The sequence below is a fragment of the Lactococcus sp. S-13 genome, from assembly GCF_004210295.1.
Lineage (GTDB): Bacteria > Bacillota > Bacilli > Lactobacillales > Streptococcaceae > Lactococcus.
Map to the genome: position 1 here is coordinate 1,233,323 of NZ_SDAK01000001.1, position 16,669 is coordinate 1,249,991.

Here is a 16,669-nt window from a genome sequence, read left to right on the forward strand (position 1 = left end):
TCGAGTTCTTTATAAGATACTGATATTTTAACTCATTTTTTACAATTTTTCAAGAGAAACTTTTCACTTATTAGGCAAAAACAACTTATACTGTTTCTTCCATTTCTCGGTACAACACTTGATTTTTTGTATCGGTCACAGGGAGAATGCTTTGACCAAGCATGATTCGATCTTTAGTTTGATCAGTCGGATCATGGACGCCCGAATAATCAACGGACCCATCAGAGTGTATCACTGGAATAGCACTTCCTTTAGGATAGAGTGCTAAAATTTTTTCAGTTGCGCTGTTATCAATAGATAAATTGAGGTAAGGAAGTGCTGTTTCAGCGTTTAATCCTCCAAAAATAAGTTCGTATTGTTGGCGTTCAATCGTTGCTATCGAACCTGAAATGAGAATTTCTTGAGCAGTGCTTGACACAGATTTGTTTCGCCAGATACCAGTGAGTGTTGTAAAGTTTCCATCTTTTACTTCATCAACAAGAATATTTAAACCATCCTGTTCGTCAGCTTCTTCATTTTCGCTAACTGGACTATTTTCTGCATTTGTGCCCATTTCTGTCTGGTTATCCAATAAAGAATTTTCAGTGCGTTGCTGTCGTACACTAAAGAATAAAGCCACGGCAAGTAGCGTGACCAACAACACCAAAAAACCATCTAAAAGAATCAGCGTTCGTTTCATAGCCCCCTCCTAACATTAGAATTTCATTATAAAATAATTATAAACTATTTTTCAGAAAATTTCTAATAAAATACCTGATTTGCCACAAAAATAAAAAAAGAAAGTCTTCACAAAGAAGAACTTTCTCATTTTAATTATCATTTTTCATGGAACAAAAACGCTCAGGCAGATCACTTGATTTTTTACTGTAACCTGCTCGCTTTCTCTCTAAGGGGATAGCGTGCCAGTCTTCAAGCAAAGCAATACTATGGTAACGTTGCAGATAGCCTACGCATTCCTCGCACCATTCTTCATCACCAGTTTTCCAAAAAGCAGTCTGCAAACCAGATTTACTAGTGTATTCTTTAAAACTTTTAGCTAATTCAAACCACTCTTTTTTGTACCATTTTAAAGCTTTGTAAAAATCATCAAACTCATCTACTGAAACTATATCTTCTTTCCAGCCCTCAAAGAACCACCATGGCTCATCGGTGCCGTACATCGTAACAACTCTATACATCTCTTCTTCTTTCCGCTGTTTAGCTCTTTTCGTTTGCAAACCTATTCTAGCGGATTTTTTTATTTTTTTAAACTAATTTGCTCAGGATTTGATTATTTTTTGAACACGGTCAATTCAGACTGCTGTTCTTCTACTGTTTTTAGACAAAAATTCCAAAATTCTTGCAGGCGCTCTTTTTCCTCATTCAGGTGAAGGATACCAATGACCGCTTCAAAACCTGTCGAAATTCGGTAAGTGACCACATCAGTGTTTTTAGCTGTTGTTTTAGAATGAGCATTACGACCTCGCTTGAAATAGGTCAGTTCGTAATCATTCAAAAATTCTGCCTCACTCATTGCTTCAATAATTTTTGCTTGAGCTTTTGCTGACACAAATCGTGTTGCATTTTTTTGCAAAATTGCTGGTTTCGTCAGTCCTTTCGTCAGCAAATAATCTCGGACCAAAACTTCGTAAACTGCATCACCAATATAGGCAAGAGCGATTCCATTTAACAGTTCTGCTTGTTGTTTATTCACGATGCCAGCGCACTCCTTCTTTCGTGTCTTCAAGCACAATACCTTGGGCTTTCAATTGATCACGAATCTCATCTGATTTGGCAAAATCACGCATTTCACGCGCAACTTGGCGCGCTTCAATGAGCTGTTCAATTTCGCTATCCAAATCTTTTTCACTATCAAATTTGATACCTAAGATTTCCAATACTTGATCAAAAAATGCTATTACTTCTGGTCCATTATTACCTTTATTGATCCAAGAAATAAAATCATAGAAGACCGTCATGCCGTTGGCAATATTAAAATCTTCATCCATTGCAGCTTGAAAGTCAGTTTGAAAATTTTGTAAAGCGGACAAATCCGTCAGTAAATTCTCTGCACCAGAGAGATTTCGGTAAGCATTTTCGATTTTTTTGATGTTATTTTCAGCATCTTGTAAAGCTTCTGAGGTAAAATTCACGGGACGACGATAGTGGGTTGTTGCCAAGAAAAAGCGAAGAACACGCGGATTGACCATTTGTAATAGCTCGTGAACTGTTGTAAAATTCCCAAGGGATTTCGACATTTTTTCGCCGTCAACATTGACAAAACCATTATGCATCCAATAATTCGCAAATTTTTGTCCTGTCTTAGCCTCAGATTGGGCAATTTCGTTGGTGTGATGCGGAAATTCTAAGTCTGCACCACCACCGTGAATATCAATCGTATTCCCTAAAAGTGAGGTAGCCATCACAGAGCATTCAATATGCCAGCCAGGACGCCCCGCTCCCCAAGGTGCTTGCCATGAAACTTCTCCTGTCTTCGCCGTTTTCCAAAGGGCAAAATCAGCTGGAGACTCTTTGCGGGAGGTTTCTTCATCCGTCCGACCAGAAGCCCCATCTAAAAGCTCTGCCAAGTTTTTATTGGCTAATTTAGCATAATCTTTCGATTTCGCCACACGAAAATAAACATCTCCTTGCGCAACATAAGCGTAGCCTTTATCAATCAATTCTTGGATGAATTCAATCATTGGTGCAATGAATTCACTTGCTTTGGGATTTTGGTTAGCTCGTTTAACATTCAGTGCATCAGTGTCTTCGTAAAAAGCTTTAATATAGCGTTCAGAAAAAGCCGTTGTACTAATTTGTTCAGCGTTAGCCCCATTGATAATTTTATCATCAAGATCAGTGAAGTTGGAGATGTAATTCACTTCAAAACCACGATACTCCATGTATTTGCGAATTACATCAAAAGCAACGACTGAACGCGCATTTCCGACGTGGATATAATTATAAACGGTCGGCCCACAGACGTACATTTTCACTTTCCCTGTTTCGATAGGTTGAAATGTTTCGAGTTGACGCGTATAAGTATTATAAATTTTCATTGTATTTCCTTTTTAACCTTCCTCATATAATCACAGAAATGAGGAGCTAGCCTCCTAATCAATAAAGTGAAGGCATCGCTAAGTCTCTAGACTAAAATAAGAGTTCTGATTGTATTGGTCAGTGATTTTTAGAGGTAAGTGACCCTTATAACTCATTTTATTATTTTTTTCTCATAAATGTGAGGAATGATAAGAGGCTTCACGCCGTTCTTCTATTGTCGTGATTTGAAGGCTATCTTTCTTGCCGTTGATTCGGACAACTTTGGCAGGAATACCAACGACCGTCACATTAGCAGGAACGTCTGACACCACAACAGCACTGGCGCCCACTTTGGCATTTTGCCCGATTTCAATTGGGCCAAGCAGCTGTGCGTGTGCTGAAATCAGCGCCCCTTGGCGAACAGTTGGATGACGTTTTCCTTTGTCTTTTCCAGTCCCACCTAATGTGACGCCATGATATAATTTGACATTTGTCTCCACAATCGCTGTTTCGCCAATCACTAGCCCAGAACCATGGTCAATAAAGACGCCGTAGGCGATTTGTGCGCCGGGATGAATTTCAATTTGCGTCCAAAAGCGCCAAAATTGGGAATGCATCCGTGCTAGAAGTTTTATATGATGTCGCCAAAGCCAATGCGAAATTCGATGGGCTGCTAACGCCTTTACACCGGGATAGGTCAATAGAACTTCTAAGGCTGTGCGTGCCGCTGGATCATTTTCTTTGGTCACCCGAATGGCTTCTCGCCAAAAACCTTTCTTTTGCTTATTCATTTTTTCTCACTTTGTTAAAAAATACTCATAGTAAATTATACCATAAGTATTGTTGGTCTGGTTGACCGCAAAAATGAGCGTCCTTCCAGCTAATTTATTTCTACATCCACTTTTAGTTTTTGCCTAACTCCGCCCAAGAAATCATTGAGTTTTGAACCTCTTCTTGCGAATAGTCCAAAGGATTGACAGTAATTCCTACTGTTTGACCAAAATCATTTGTAAATTCCTCTGTTGGGTGCAGTAATTCTGATAATTTCAAGAGCAAAACTTGGCCATTATTTTCTTTGAATGCTTTACTGAAATAATCTTCGTCATGCCATTTTGCTAAGCTGTCCAAGTTGTCAAAAAGTGGGACATACTCCGCATTTTCTTTCGTCATTAAATTCGGGAAAGTTCTTTTGCCGTCAGTCGTGATAAAAGTTGGGACAAAATAGTATTTATCAGCTTGCTGTGCAGCTAAATTTTCAGGGCTAAAAACCTTGTTCAAGATTTCTGTATAATGAATCAAGAATTTCATCAATTCTGGTGTACCAAAATACACTGTGTTGCCTGCATCTTCGTCTTGAGGTAATTTAGGATTGATTGCGATGATATCAATGTCTGTTTCCATGAGCTGATCCAAAATGTCAATCAATGAATGAAGTTCCCATTCTGCTTCAATATTTTCTAATTCGGAAGTGAAAACGTCTAATTCTTTTTCCGTTGTAAAAACGGGCAAAGCTTTATGTTCATCCATCGGGACAAAGAAGATACTTTTTGGTGCTAAGACAGGAAATTGGTGAAGGGCATATACTAGAGATAAGTCTTCCATGAAAGATCCTGGATTTTCAAGAGATAAACGTAAACGTTCATCTAATTCTGGATTGATATTATATTGAGACATATTTTTGGGCTGACAGTATCCGTCAGTGATAGAGAAATTACTGACGAAACTATTTTTACAGCTTTTCCATGTTAAAACTCAGCTTATTCTGGTTTTTTTGTTGAAAGTTCTGGAAATTCATTATCAAAATGTGATTTGCGTTCACGACGTTCAAAATTATGGTTTCCAGTGTTGCCGTTACGCTCGTTATTGCGATTGTTGCGGTCATTACCATTGCGACGATTGCCGTTTTCACGACGCTCACGTGGTTTACGTTCAGGCTCAACATAGCCTTCTGGTTTTTCAAGCAGCGCGCGCATAGAGGCATCGACACGACCTTTGTCGTCAATTTTCATGATTTTGACTTCAACGATATCGCCTAATTTAACGATATCTTCAACTTTTTCTGTTCTTGCCCAAGCCATCTCTGAAATATGCACCATCGCGTCTTGTTTACCAAAGAGATTGACAAAAGCCCCAAAACTTTCAATTCTGACTACTTTAGCTTGGTAAATATCACCCACTTTAGCTGTGCGAACAAGTTCGGCAATAATTTCTTTCGTCCGATCAATTGCTGCTTGATCAGAAGAGAAGATTGAACAAAGTCCCTCATCGTTGATGTCAATTTTCACGCCAGTTTCAGCAATAATCTTGTCAATTTGTTCGCCGCCTTTACCGATGACCACTTTGATTTTATCCACAGGGATAACAATCGTGTCAATTTTCGGTGCAGATGGAGCCAATTCTTTGCGTGGTTCAGCGATAGTTGCTTCAATGACGTCAAGAATTTGGAAACGAGCTGTTTTAGCTTGCGCCAGCGCTTCGGCAAGGATTTCAGGCGTAATGCCTGAGATTTTAATATCCATTTGCAACGCTGTAATCCCATCACGCGTCCCTGCTACTTTGAAGTCCATGTCACCAAAGTGATCTTCCAAACCTTGAATGTCGGTCAAGACTGTATAATTTGTCCCGTCAGAAATCAAGCCCATCGCAATCCCAGCCACAGGAGCTTTGATTGGCACACCACCAGCCATCAGGGCAAGTGTACCCGCACAGATAGAAGCTTGTGAAGACGAACCGTTAGATTCCAAGACTTCAGCCACCAAACGAATCGCGTAAGGGAATTCCTCTAAAGAAGGCAATACTTGTGCCAAAGCGCGTTCACCGAGCGCCCCGTGACCAATTTCACGACGTCCTGGCGCGCCATAACGGCCTGTTTCCCCAACTGAATATTGTGGGAAATTGTAATGGTGCATAAAGCGTTTTTTATATTCGTCAGCAAGCCCATCAATGATTTGAGCTTCGTTCATTGGTGCCAAAGTCAAAGTTGACAAAGCTTGTGTTTGTCCGCGTGTGAACAAGCCTGTACCATGCGTGATATTGCGTGGTGTAAAATCAATTTCAGCATCCAAAGGACGAATTTCATCAACTTTACGACCATCAGGACGGACTTTGTCCTCCGTAATCAAACGACGGACTTCGGCGTGTTCCATCCCTTCCAAGATTTCGGCAACGTCACGCATGATTGTCGTAAAATTATCAGCATTTTCATATTTTTGTGCGTATGCAGCGTTGACAGCGTCTTTAACCGCTTGAGTAGCTGCTTCACGCGCCAGTTTTTCTTCCACTTGAACAGCTTTTTGTAAATCTGAATTGTAGGCTGCGATAATTTCAGCTTTCAAGCTTTCGTCAACTTGTAAAAGTTCAACTTGGGCTTTTGCTTTACCAACTTTTGCTACGATTTCATTTTGGAAAGCAATCAATTCTTTGACCGCATTGTGACCTACCAAAAGCGCACCCAGCATGACTTCTTCTGACAATTCTTTGGCGCCGGACTCAACCATGTTAATCGCATTGATATTACCAGCTACTGATAATTCCAAGCTTGACGCTTCTTGTTGAGCAACTGTTGGGTTGATGATGTATTCGCCATCGACATAAGCGACCTCAACACCAGCGATAGGCCCATCAAAAGGAATGTCAGAAATGGCAAGGGCCAAAGATGAACCAAACATTGCCGCCACTCGACCAGAAGCATTTTCATCATAAGAAAGGACAGTGTTAATCACTTGAACTTCGTTGCGGAAACCCTCGGCAAACATTGGACGAATCGGACGGTCAATCAAACGCGCTGTCAAAGTCGCATCAGTTGACGGACGCGCTTCACGTTTGTTAAAGCCACCAGGGAATTTACCAGCAGCGTACATTTTTTCTTCATAGTTCACTTGCAAGGGGAAGAAATCGCCCGTTGCCATTTTACCCATTGTTGCCGCAGTCAAAACCGTCGTGTCACCGTAGCGTACAACCACAGCACCATTAGCCTGTTTAGCCACCTGCCCTGTTTCAACAGTCAAAGTTCGTCCTGCAAACTCAATTGAAAATGTTTCTTTAGACATTTGTTACCTCATAAAATATTTATTTTTACGCATTTCTAAACAAAAATCAATCCGTCAGCAATTTCTCTAGACTCAATACCTAAAATTCAATTACGTCAGCAATTTCTCTAGGCTCAGTACCTAAAATTCAATTGCGTCAGCATTTTCTCTAGGCTCAGCACCTAAAATTCAATTGCGTCAGCATTTCCTCTAGGCTCAATACCTAAAATTCAATTACGTCAGCATTTTCTCTAGGCTCAGCACTTAAAATTCAATTACGTCAGCATTTTCTCTAGGCTCAGTACCTAAAATTCAATTACGTCAGCATTTTCTCTAGGCTCAGCACTTAAAATTCAATTGCGTCAGCATTTTCTCTAGACTGACAAATTCATTTTTGTATAGAACAACACGTATGTCCCATTATACTACATTTTAGCAAAGAAAAAAAGGCTCGCGGAGAGCCTTTCTTTAGAATCAAGTATGAATTAGTTAGCTGCTTTAACCGCAGTTTCACCAGTTACTTTAAATTGGTTAGCCACTGGAAGTGCTTTGTAAGCATCAAGTTGTTCTTGTGTTGCAAAGTAGAGGTTACCAGTGATTGTAGAAACAGAAACTTCACCTGAAGCATCTTTCATTCCACGAGATTGAAGTGAAGCATCTTTACCAACATAAACGTCACCTTTGACATTACCACCTTCAAAGTCAGTTGCAGGTGAATTAACAATCAAGCGATCAACAGTCAAAGTGAATGTTTTTGTAAGTTGGTGTGCTTCATTTGTTGTTGCCAAAGCAATTGTACGTTGAACAGCACCAGCTTCATTCAAGAAGATTCCGTCAACAGTGATATCTTTACCAGAAGCGTCAACATCGCCTTTAGCAGCTACAAGCCAAGCACCATTTTTACCAAGCGCTTTAGTCAATACTGAAGCATCTGTTGTACCAGTTGTTGCACCAGTTTCAGTGTCAGCACCATTACCTTTGAATGTATAAGTTACATTTCCGTGAGCGCCAGCAGTGATTGCACCAGCTTCAAAGCTTACTACATCACCTTTAACTACTGAAGTTGTACCCGTTACTTTAACTTTTTGAGCTTCTGGAAGTTTATTGTAAGCATCAAGTAAGTCTTGGCTAGCAAATGTCAAGTTACCGTCAATTGTAGCTTGTCCTTCAACACCTTGTCCAGATTGTCCGTGGAAACCAGCTGCAAAGACATCAACATTCCCTTTAACTGTACCATTTGAAATGTAGAAACCTGGTGATTTAACTTCGATTTTATCTACTGTCAATGTGTAGCGTTCTGTTACTTTACGGTTGCTGTCTTGGTTATAAATCGCCAATTTACGAGCAACAACATTATCGCCCAAGAACAAACCTTCAACTGTCAAAGTTTTTCCAGAAGCATCCATATCGCCTTTAGTTGCATTCAACCAAGCGCCATTTTTAGCAAATCCTTTTTGCAAATCTGCAAAACTATTCGTTCCAGCTGTTGCACCTGCAAAAACTTCAGCTTTTGAAGATTGCGATGTTTTGTTGTCAGAACTTGAGTTTGAGTTTGAGTTGTTGCCGCAAGCCGCAAGCAAAGCAACTGAAAGCGCAGAAACTGCGAGAAGTGAGATGACTTTAGTTTTTTTCATTTTTCTTTTCCCCTGAAAAATTAAATATTTTGTTCGTAACAGTTACCTTTCACGAACCTTACACGGATATTATAGCACTTCATCATTATAAAAGCAATTCTTTGCCACCCTTTTCACAAACTTCACATTGTTTTTTTGTAAATGTTTCCAAAACCCTGTGTTATCAGCTTCTCTATTATTTTCTGATTTTTTAAAAAAGTCCACTTTGTGAAATCAGAATTTTACAAACGATTTAATTTTTATACTACCGTTTTGCACAAAAGCGACTTCTGAAATTTTTTCCCTATTCTTCAAAAGATATTTAATCATAGACTATGAAAATTATCATATTTTTGATAAAATAGACCTATATTAGTTCATAATAGAAAATGGAGAGAAATCGTGGTTTACTCTGACTCACACTTAAAGCTGTTCGCCTTAAACTCAAATCCTGGCCTTGCCGAGAAAATCAGCCAATTCACAGGAGTTCCCCTTGGAAAACTTTCATCCAAACAATTTTCCGATGGTGAAATTATGATTAACATGGAAGAAAGCGTACGAAGCCAAGACGTTTTCATCGTTCAATCAACAAGTTGCCCAGTTAACGATCACCTTTGGGAATTGTTAATTATGATCGATGCCTGCAAACGCGCTTCTTCAAATACCATTAACGTTGTTATTCCTTACTTTGGTTATGCCCGCCAAGACCGTACAGCTACTTCACGTGAACCAATCACAGCAAAATTAGTTGCAGATATGATTGTTAAAGCTGGCGCTGACCGCGTACTGACCCTCGATATTCATGCTGTCCAAGTCCAAGGCTTCTTTGATATTCCTGTGGATAACTTATTCACTGTTCCACTTTTTGCTGATTACTATCGCAAAAACGGGCTCTTTGGTGATGACGTTATCGTTGTTGCTCCGAAAAACTCTGGAATCAAACGCGCCCGTTCACTTGCTGAGTACTTAGAATCTGCTATTGCTATCGTAGACTATGAAGATGATGATAAAAATCGTGAAAATGGTTACGTCATTGGTAATGTCAAAGATAAAAAAGTTATCCTTATTGACGATATTTTAAATACTGGTGTCACTTTTGCCAATGCTGCGAATGTCGTTCGTGAAGCTGGAGCGAGTGATATTTACGTTGTTGCAAGCCACGGTCTATTCACAACAAATGCTGCTGATATCCTTGAAAAAGCTAACGTCAAAGAAATCCTCGTCACTGATTCTGTCGTTACAGAACACCGCAAACCATTGAATGTTAAATACTTGAGCGCTGCTGAATACTTGGCAAATGCAATCTTGCGTATCCATGAAGGTCGCCCAGTATCACCACTTTTCGAACACGAAAAACCACAAGATTAACTGATAAATCTGTCATAGCCAAGGCTCTTTTAGCTATTGCGCAGAGATTCATCAGTTCATGACAGAAAGAACTCCTCATGATTTACTTTGATAATGCTGCGACAACACCACTTCTTGCTGATGTTATCACAGCGATGACAGAAAGTTTGTCATCAAATTTTGGAAATCCCTCAAGCATCCACGGACTTGGTCGTCAAGCCAGTCAAATCGTCCGCCAAGCTCGTGAAACAGTCGCAAAGGCCTTAGCTGTTCCCAGCCGAAATATTATTTTTACCTCTGGTGCAAGCGAGGCCAACAATCAGGCTTTGATTGGTTATGCTCTTGCCAATCGTGATAAAGGCAATCATATCCTCACGACTGCTATTGAACATCCCTCTGTTTTAAACACTGTCCACTACCTTCACGAACGCTACGGCTTTGATATTAGCTTCATCAAACCTCACGCAGATGGTCAATTCACGCCAGAACTCATTGAAGAACATTTGCGCCCTGATACTATTTTAGTCAGCATGATGTGGGCAAACAACGAGACAGGACAATTGCTACCTGTTGCCGAAATCGGTCAACTTTTAGTCAATCATCAGGCAGCGTATCATGTTGATGCAACACAAGTGATGGGGAAAATCCCCGTGCATCCGTTGGATATTGGTGCAGATTTTCTCAGTGCTGCTGCTCATAAATTTCATGGCCCTAAAGGCGTTGGTTTTCTCTATTACAACGAAAATCTACATTTTGACGCCCTGATTCATGGCGGAGAGCAAGAAGAAAAACGTCGAGCAGGAACGGAAAATCTCCACTCGCTCGTTGGACTAGCCAAAGCCTTGGAAACCGCTCTTGAAAATATGGATGAAAATTTTGCTCATGTTCAAAAACTAAATGCTCATTTGCTTGATTTACTTAAAGCTCTTCCTTTTTACAAAAATGAATTTGGCCCAAGTATGCCTCATGTGCTGAATCTAGCTTTTCCTAACGAAAATCATGACTTATTACTCACAAAATTAGATTTAGCTGGCTTTGCTATCTCAACTGGCTCTGCTTGTACTGCCGGAACAATTGAACCTTCTCATGTCTTAGAAGCTGTTTATGGCAAAAATTCTCCTAAACTCAAAGAAAATATTCGTGTCTCCTTTTCAGAATTAAACACTTTTGAAGAAGTTAATCGCTTTGCAAACCAACTCATATCTATTTTAAAAAAATAATCCCTTACTCTAAGGAGCTTCATATGGCTTTTGTTACTGAAAAACATTTAGAAAACTGTAAATACCTCTATCAATTGGTCCCAACGGTCAAGAAATTTACTTTGAAAGACACTACCTTTAGTCAAACTAAGATTGGTAATTTCGAATTCAAAAGAATGCTTGAAGAAGTCCCAAACTCAAATGAAGGATTTCTCTTAAAAATTATTGTTAACCCAGATTTAACAGGTTTTAAACTTTCAATCACTGATAAATCAGGATTACGAAATGTCAATATTTTTAAAAATGCTAATGAAATTATTCAAAATAAGTTTTATTTTCAAATGGACGCTTTGGTTGATCGAGGAGTCTTTAGCAAAACAGAAATTTAAAAAACTCCCTTCGGGGAGTTTTTATTTTACACCATTTAATCCTATGCTGAAAATAATATAAAAAAAGCTGCCATAATGGCAACTTTTTAACTTAAATTTATAATTAAGCTTTGATTTCAGCAACAATACCTGAACCAACAGTACGTCCACCTTCACGGATAGAGAAAGTAGTACCTTGTTCGATCGCAACTGGGTGGATCAATTCAACGTCGATGTGGACGTTATCACCAGGCATTACCATTTCAATTCCTTCTGGAAGTTTAACTGAACCAGTAACGTCAGTTGTGTGGAAGTAGAATTGAGGACGGTAGTTATCGAAGAATGGAGTGTGACGTCCGCCTTCTTCTTTGCTCAATACGTAAACTTCACCTTCGAAAAGTTTGTGTGGAGTGATTGAACCTGGTTTAGCAATAACTTGACCACGTTCGATTTCGTCACGTTGGATACCACGGAGCAATGCACCGACGTTATCACCAGCAAGACCTTCAGTAAGTGTTTTACGGAACATTTCGATACCAGTAACAACAGCTTTTTTAGTTTCTTCTTTGATACCAACGATTTCGATTTCGTCACCAACTTTAACAGTACCACGTTCGATACGTCCTGAAGCAACTGTACCACGACCAGTGATTGAGAATACATCTTCGACTGGGAGCAACAATGGTTTGTCAGTGTCGCGTTCTGGAGTTGGGATATAAGTATCAACGATATCCATCAATTCTTCAACTTTAGCAACCCATTGTGGTTCACCGTTCAAAGCACCAAGTGCTGAACCAGCAACGACAGGAATATCGTCACCTGGGAAGTCGTATTCTGAAAGGAGGTCACGAACTTCCATTTCAACGAGTTCCATCAATTCTTCATCATCAACGAGGTCAGCTTTGTTAAGGAATACGATAAGGTATTTAACACCAACTTGACGTGAAAGCAAGATGTGTTCACGAGTTTGTGGCATTGGTCCGTCAGTTGCAGCTACTACAAGGATAGCTCCGTCCATTTGGGCAGCACCAGTAATCATGTTTTTAACGTAGTCCGCGTGACCTGGAGCGTCGATGTGGGCGTAGTGGCGGTTAGCAGTTTCGTACTCGATGTGAGCAGTGTTGATAGTGATACCGCGTTCGCGTTCTTCTGGAGCAGCATCGATAGATGCGAAGTCAGTTGCTTTTGAGTAACCTTTATCTGACAATACTTTAGAGATTGCAGCTGAGAGGGTAGTTTTACCGTGGTCAACGTGTCCGATAGTACCTACGTTTACGTGTGGTTTGCTACGATCGTATACTTCTTTAGCCATTTTAAAAATGTCTCCTTTAGGAAATTTGTTTTAATATAGGCAGACTGTTTAATCACAATCTACCGTTCCTTATCATTATACTTAAAAACATTTAGAAATGCAAGTCTAACCAGTGTTTTATCACCCTTTTTCAAGAAGTTTTTTATATATCTAGCTTTTTTTATCTTTAAGTAGTAAAATAAAGATTAGTACTGCTCCCCTTTAGGTGAGCGTTTTAAACAATTCAGATTTGAGGAGGACAGAATGGGACTTACTTTCAAAAAACGAGATGATTTTGAAAAACTAATGGATGGTTTAGGAGTTTCAACGGTTGATTTAGTATCCGATGAGGAGCACACTTCTACCAAAGGGATTGAAAAAAAAGTTGATCCTTTTGCTAAATTTTTAGCCCCAGAAGCTAAAAAAGATGATGAACAAGCTACTAATAAAAAGTAATTGAAAAGTTTAACTTTTATTGTTACAATTAAACAAATACATTTTTAATAGAGGAGCTTATGGCATATAAAAAACCACAAAAAAGTACTTTTCAAAAAGTGACCTTAGTGGTCGTAATCGTTATGGTTATTTTGACACTTTTTTCTGTACTTGCATCAGTACTTCCAATTTTGTAAGGATTATTTTTAATCGAAAGCAATTGTTGATAAATAAAAAAGTTACTAACGAGTTGTTAGTAACTTTTTTATTTTAATCTTCAAAACCTTGTTCTAAAATTTCTGGAAATTCATCGGTAATGATTTGTGCACAATGTTCACAAAGCGCATGAAGATGTTCGTTAGAATGTTGACCAACAGTTACATCTGTGCGACGGCAACGATCACAAACTTCTCCTGCTGCGTGTTCAACAAGAATTGCAACATCATCAAAAATCATAGCTGTTTCTGGTGCAATATTAACTGGAGCATCCGCAACAACAAAATTTGAAACAATCAAAAGTTGAGCAACATTTTCATCAATTGCAGTCAGCAAAGTACGGACAACCTCGTTAGGATAAACAGTTACTGTTGCCTCCAAAGATTTACCAATAAGTTTTGCTTCACGAGCATTTTCCAAAGCTTTTAAGACTTTATCGCGGAAATCAAGGAAAGCTTTCCAGCTGTTCAATAATTCCTCAGCTCCTAGGAGTTCTGCTGCTTCTGGCATTTCTGCAAGATATGCATATTCTTCTGGTTCATGTTCCAAGTAAGTCCATGTTTCTTCGGCAGTGTGAGGTAAGATTGGAACGAGCAATTTAACCAAATCTTTCAAAATTACATACATTACAGTTTGCATTGAACGACGAGCTTTTGAATTTGCTGATTCGATATAAACAACATCTTTGGCAAAGTCAAGATAAAATGCTGATAAATCATTAGTGATGAAATTAATGATTGCTTTATAAACGCTCATAAAGCTGTAGCTATCATATGCCGCACGGATTTGTTTTACTAACTCATTGAATTTAGTCAGCATATATTTATCCACAGCACGAAGTTCAGCAAAGTCAATCGCATCAATGTTTGGATTGAAATCAGAAGTGTTCGCAATCAAGAAACGCAAGGTATTACGGATCTTGCGGTAAACTTCAGAAACTTGACTGAGGATGTCCATAGAAACACGTACGTCTGATTCTGTGTCGATTGATGCTACCCAAAGTCGTAAAATGTCAGCACCTAATTTTTTAGTGACATCTTTTGGCAGAATTGTATTTCCGATAGATTTAGACATTTTCCGTCCTTTTCCATCTAACACAAAGCCTTGTGAAAGAACTGCTTTATATGGTGCAATGCCATTTACCGCAACAGAAGTTGTGATTGAGCTATTGAACCAACCACGATATTGGTCAGATCCTTCGAGATAAAGGTCAGCAGGATAGCTGAGGTAATCACGCTCGTTGAGGACACCGTTCCAAGATGAACCTGAGTCAAACCAAACGTCCATGATGTCTTTTTCTTTAGTAAATTCACCATTTGGAGAAGCGGGGTGAGTGAATCCTTCTGGCAAGAGGTCTTTTGCTTCACGTTCAAACCAGACTTTTGAGCCATGTTTGGCGAAAAGCTGTGCCACGTGTTCGGTTGTTTCTGGTGTGATGATTGGCTCACCGTTTTCACCATAGAAGATTGGCAAAGGCACACCCCATGCGCGTTGGCGAGAGATGACCCAGTCGCCACGGTCACGCACCATGTTGAACAGACGTGTTTTACCCCATGGAATAACCCAGTCCACTTTTTCCACTTCATCCAAAATGTTTTGGCGGAAATCGTCGATTGAAGCGAACCACTGTGGAGTGGCACGGAAAATTACTGGTTTTTTTGTACGCCAGTCGTGTGGGTAGCTGTGGATAAAATGTTCCACATGAAGCAAGCGATCTGTGGCTCTCATTTTTTCCAAGACCAATTCTTCCACATCATCGTAGAATTTTCCTTCAAAGCCCTCAGCTTCAGCTGTAAAATAGCCTTGGCTGTCAATATCTTCGATGACTGGCAGTTTGTATTTACGGCTGTATTGATAGTCATCTTCCCCGTGGTTTGGCGAAGTGTGAACTAAACCAGTTCCTGAGTCCAGGCTGACATAATCAGCATTCATGACCAAGGAATCACGGTCGTAGAAAGGATGTTTAGCGGTCATATATTCCAGTTCTGAACCTTTAATGGTTTGCAAAACTTGTGGGTTTTCCCAACCAATTTTTTCAGATACTGTTTCCAGTAAATCTTTGGCAATCAAGAATTTACGGTTTTCTACTTCCACCACGATGTAGTCGTAGTCTGGGTGTACAAAAATTCCACGGTTTGATGGGAAAGTCCACGCAGTTGTTGTCCAGATGATAAACTCTGTGTCTGCTGGAATTTTTCCTTGAACATCGTTCGCTTTAAAGGCAACATAAAGGGAAGGAGATTTCACATCTTGATACTCAATTTCGGCTTCGGCAAGCGAACTTTCTGATGATGGGCTCCAATAGATCGGTTTTGCACCCTTGTAGATATAGCCTTTTTCAGCCATTTTACCAAAGACACGGATTTGCGCAGCTTCATATTCTGGCAAAAGTGTCAGATAGGGGCGATCCCAATCAGCCAAAACTCCGAGTGATTTGAAGTCTGTCCGTTGCATTTCAACTTGTTTCATGGCATATTTGCGGCATTCTTCCAGATAGTCAAGCAAATCCATTTCTTTGCGTTTCATGCCCGCTTTCGCCAATTGTTGCTCGATTGGCAAACCGTGTGTGTCCCAACCAGGAACGTAAGGTGCTCTAAAACCAGCCATTGATTTGTAACGAACGATGATGTCTTTAGAAATTTTATTCAAAGAGTGACCGATATGAATATTTCCGTTGGCATACGGTGGGCCATCATGCAACATGAATGATGGCTTGCTTTCATTCAATGCTTGACGTTGTTCGTAAAGTGAGCTATCTGCCCAATCTTTTTGCCAGTTTGGCTCTTTGTTTGGCAAACCTGCGCGCATTGGAAATGCTGTTTTACCAAGATTTAGTGTATCTTTAATTTTCATATTTTCTTCTTTCTATTTTTAAAATTTTTATCAATTTTATCTTTTGGTGGTTGGGCCATTCTTGCTCAAAAAACTCAACAGTCTGGCTTGTCTTTAATCAACAAAAAAACGATTTTTCGCAAAGGACGAAAAATCGTGGTACCACCTTTATTTTTTCTATCAATCTTGTTAAATTGATAGAAACTCTAAACACGTAACGGGTGCGGCGCTTAAACTTACTGTAAGTTCAGTCTAAGATTTCTCCCAAATTGCTGACGTCATTGATTTTCAATTTTCGTCAGTAATTTGGGAACTTCCATCA

Annotated in this window: 15 protein-coding genes; 5 read left to right on the forward strand and 10 right to left on the reverse strand. The window is 39.6% G+C overall.

What is annotated here, in order from left to right; genetic code table 11:
• Window positions 1-85 precede the first annotated feature (85 nt).
• The 8 genes from EQJ87_RS06070 to EQJ87_RS06105 form a co-directional block, all read right to left on the reverse strand.
• Window positions 86-679, reverse strand: coding sequence for a hypothetical protein (locus EQJ87_RS06070; RefSeq protein ID WP_130123786.1), 594 nt, complete (start codon window positions 677-679; stop codon window positions 86-88).
• A 130-nt stretch (window positions 680-809) separates the two neighbouring features.
• The gene (locus EQJ87_RS06075; protein WP_130124603.1) at window positions 810-1,178 is read right to left on the reverse strand and encodes a DUF1033 family protein; all 369 of its coding nucleotides are present in this window, start codon (window positions 1,176-1,178) and stop codon (window positions 810-812) included.
• A 92-nt stretch (window positions 1,179-1,270) separates the two neighbouring features.
• On the reverse strand, window positions 1,271-1,693 hold the full coding sequence (locus EQJ87_RS06080; protein WP_130123787.1) for a Mini-ribonuclease 3: 423 nt from the start codon (window positions 1,691-1,693) through the stop codon (window positions 1,271-1,273).
• Window positions 1,686-3,038 (reverse strand): cysteine--tRNA ligase, encoded by a 1,353-nt coding sequence (gene cysS, locus EQJ87_RS06085; RefSeq protein WP_130123788.1) that lies wholly within the window; start codon window positions 3,036-3,038, stop codon window positions 1,686-1,688. The genes EQJ87_RS06080 and cysS overlap by 8 nt, the downstream gene beginning before the upstream one ends.
• A gap of 171 nt (window positions 3,039-3,209) precedes the next feature.
• Complete coding sequence (gene cysE, locus EQJ87_RS06090) at window positions 3,210-3,809, reverse strand: serine O-acetyltransferase (protein ID WP_130123789.1); 600 nt, start codon at window positions 3,807-3,809, stop codon at window positions 3,210-3,212.
• Between the two features lie 112 nt (window positions 3,810-3,921).
• Window positions 3,922-4,692: a hypothetical protein gene (locus EQJ87_RS06095; RefSeq protein WP_130123790.1), complete on the reverse strand. Its 771-nt coding sequence runs from the start codon at window positions 4,690-4,692 to the stop codon at window positions 3,922-3,924.
• Window positions 4,693-4,775: 83 nt separating this feature from the next.
• Window positions 4,776-7,067 carry a polyribonucleotide nucleotidyltransferase gene (pnp, locus tag EQJ87_RS06100; protein WP_130123791.1) on the reverse strand — a complete coding sequence of 764 codons (2,292 nt, stop codon included), beginning with the start codon at window positions 7,065-7,067 and terminating at the stop codon, window positions 4,776-4,778.
• 464 nt (window positions 7,068-7,531) lie between these two features.
• The gene (locus EQJ87_RS06105) at window positions 7,532-8,680 is read right to left on the reverse strand and encodes a hypothetical protein (protein ID WP_130123792.1); all 1,149 of its coding nucleotides are present in this window, start codon (window positions 8,678-8,680) and stop codon (window positions 7,532-7,534) included.
• A gap of 381 nt (window positions 8,681-9,061) precedes the next feature.
• Here EQJ87_RS06105 and EQJ87_RS06110 point away from each other — a divergent pair, with 381 nt between their 5' ends.
• From EQJ87_RS06110 to EQJ87_RS06120, 3 genes are all read left to right on the forward strand, one after another.
• Window positions 9,062-10,027 (forward strand): ribose-phosphate diphosphokinase, encoded by a 966-nt coding sequence (locus EQJ87_RS06110; protein WP_130123793.1) that lies wholly within the window; start codon window positions 9,062-9,064, stop codon window positions 10,025-10,027.
• A 77-nt stretch (window positions 10,028-10,104) separates the two neighbouring features.
• Window positions 10,105-11,226, forward strand: a complete 1,122-nt coding sequence (locus EQJ87_RS06115; protein ID WP_130123794.1) for a cysteine desulfurase family protein — start codon at window positions 10,105-10,107, stop codon at window positions 11,224-11,226.
• Window positions 11,227-11,249: 23 nt separating this feature from the next.
• Window positions 11,250-11,594, forward strand: coding sequence for a DUF1831 domain-containing protein (locus EQJ87_RS06120; protein WP_130123795.1), 345 nt, complete (start codon window positions 11,250-11,252; stop codon window positions 11,592-11,594).
• A 103-nt stretch (window positions 11,595-11,697) separates the two neighbouring features.
• Here EQJ87_RS06120 and tuf read toward each other — a convergent pair whose 3' ends face one another.
• Entirely contained in the window at window positions 11,698-12,885 is a 1,188-nt protein-coding gene (gene tuf, locus EQJ87_RS06125; protein WP_130123796.1) for an elongation factor Tu, read from the reverse strand.
• 243 nt (window positions 12,886-13,128) lie between these two features.
• On the opposite strand from tuf, the gene EQJ87_RS06130 reads away from it, so the two are divergent.
• Both EQJ87_RS06130 and EQJ87_RS06135 read left to right on the forward strand, forming a co-directional pair.
• The gene (locus EQJ87_RS06130; protein ID WP_130123797.1) at window positions 13,129-13,320 is read left to right on the forward strand and encodes an SPJ_0845 family protein; all 192 of its coding nucleotides are present in this window, start codon (window positions 13,129-13,131) and stop codon (window positions 13,318-13,320) included.
• A gap of 59 nt (window positions 13,321-13,379) precedes the next feature.
• Window positions 13,380-13,496: a DUF4044 domain-containing protein gene (locus EQJ87_RS06135; protein ID WP_130123798.1), complete on the forward strand. Its 117-nt coding sequence runs from the start codon at window positions 13,380-13,382 to the stop codon at window positions 13,494-13,496.
• A 73-nt stretch (window positions 13,497-13,569) separates the two neighbouring features.
• Here EQJ87_RS06135 and ileS read toward each other — a convergent pair whose 3' ends face one another.
• Entirely contained in the window at window positions 13,570-16,368 is a 2,799-nt protein-coding gene (gene ileS, locus EQJ87_RS06140; RefSeq protein WP_130123799.1) for an isoleucine--tRNA ligase, read from the reverse strand.
• Window positions 16,369-16,669: the final 301 nt, after the last annotated feature.

Coding starts and splice junctions, on each gene's coding strand:
- pnp (WP_130123791.1), bottom strand. CDS start 7,067: ATGTCTAAAGAAACATTTTCAATTGAGTTTGCAGGACGAACTTTGACT.
- EQJ87_RS06130 (WP_130123797.1), top strand. CDS start 13,129: ATGGGACTTACTTTCAAAAAACGAGATGATTTTGAAAAACTAATGGAT.
- EQJ87_RS06120 (WP_130123795.1), top strand. CDS start 11,250: ATGGCTTTTGTTACTGAAAAACATTTAGAAAACTGTAAATACCTCTAT.
- ileS (WP_130123799.1), bottom strand. CDS start 16,368: ATGAAAATTAAAGATACACTAAATCTTGGTAAAACAGCATTTCCAATG.
- cysS (WP_130123788.1), bottom strand. CDS start 3,038: ATGAAAATTTATAATACTTATACGCGTCAACTCGAAACATTTCAACCT.
- EQJ87_RS06105 (WP_130123792.1), bottom strand. CDS start 8,680: ATGAAAAAAACTAAAGTCATCTCACTTCTCGCAGTTTCTGCGCTTTCA.
- EQJ87_RS06135 (WP_130123798.1), top strand. CDS start 13,380: ATGGCATATAAAAAACCACAAAAAAGTACTTTTCAAAAAGTGACCTTA.
- EQJ87_RS06115 (WP_130123794.1), top strand. CDS start 10,105: ATGATTTACTTTGATAATGCTGCGACAACACCACTTCTTGCTGATGTT.
- cysE (WP_130123789.1), bottom strand. CDS start 3,809: ATGAATAAGCAAAAGAAAGGTTTTTGGCGAGAAGCCATTCGGGTGACC.
- EQJ87_RS06070 (WP_130123786.1), bottom strand. CDS start 679: ATGAAACGAACGCTGATTCTTTTAGATGGTTTTTTGGTGTTGTTGGTC.
- EQJ87_RS06095 (WP_130123790.1), bottom strand. CDS start 4,692: ATGTCTCAATATAATATCAATCCAGAATTAGATGAACGTTTACGTTTA.
- EQJ87_RS06075 (WP_130124603.1), bottom strand. CDS start 1,178: ATGTATAGAGTTGTTACGATGTACGGCACCGATGAGCCATGGTGGTTC.
- tuf (WP_130123796.1), bottom strand. CDS start 12,885: ATGGCTAAAGAAGTATACGATCGTAGCAAACCACACGTAAACGTAGGT.